1 protein-coding gene is annotated in these 516 nt (G+C 39.0%); it reads right to left on the bottom strand.

Going from position 1 to position 516, the window contains the following annotated elements; all coding sequences use genetic code 11:
* A partial coding sequence (locus C1E58_RS09665; protein ID WP_161951303.1) for a transposase occupies nt 1–419 on the bottom strand: 419 nt, incomplete at its 3' end.
* Between the last annotated feature and the right edge of the window lie 97 nt (nt 420–516).

The raw sequence follows: 516 nt of genomic DNA, 5'->3' as shown, positions 1-516 counted from the left end.
GTCCCGTCAATGAAGAGAGCCTCATCTTCAATCAATCCATTCTCTCTGAGGAGGAGAGTGAAGTAGATGAAGGCAGATTTGATGAGCTGATTGGCGTGTGTGCTAGCCCGAAAACTATTTATGGTTCGATAACAGACATAGGTATCCTGACTCAGCCATTTCATAGGAATAACTTCTTCATTCATTTGAACGATTTTCCGACCAGAGAATACCTGACGAGCATAGGCAAACAGGGTCATTTTAAGCAACATAGCTGGATGAAAGGCTGGACGACCAGTATGGGAAGTTTCTTCCAATAGAATGGATAAAGGAATAGTATCCACAAACTGACTAATCAGACGAGCCTCGTGAGTAGCAGGTAAATCCCAAGCAAGATTTAATTCCAAACTTAACTGATTTGTGTTATACTGTTTATACATTTTCATGCCTTTCTAGTTGTTTTGTGGTTATTATAATTATAAAGCATGAAATGGAAAACGAGCAACTCCTAATTGGAATTGCTCGTTTTTTTATATG

This window comes from Streptococcus suis (assembly GCF_002964575.1).
GTDB classification, from domain to species: Bacteria; Bacillota; Bacilli; order Lactobacillales; family Streptococcaceae; genus Streptococcus; species Streptococcus suis_R.
This window is presented reverse-complemented; position numbering and strand designations above follow the sequence as displayed.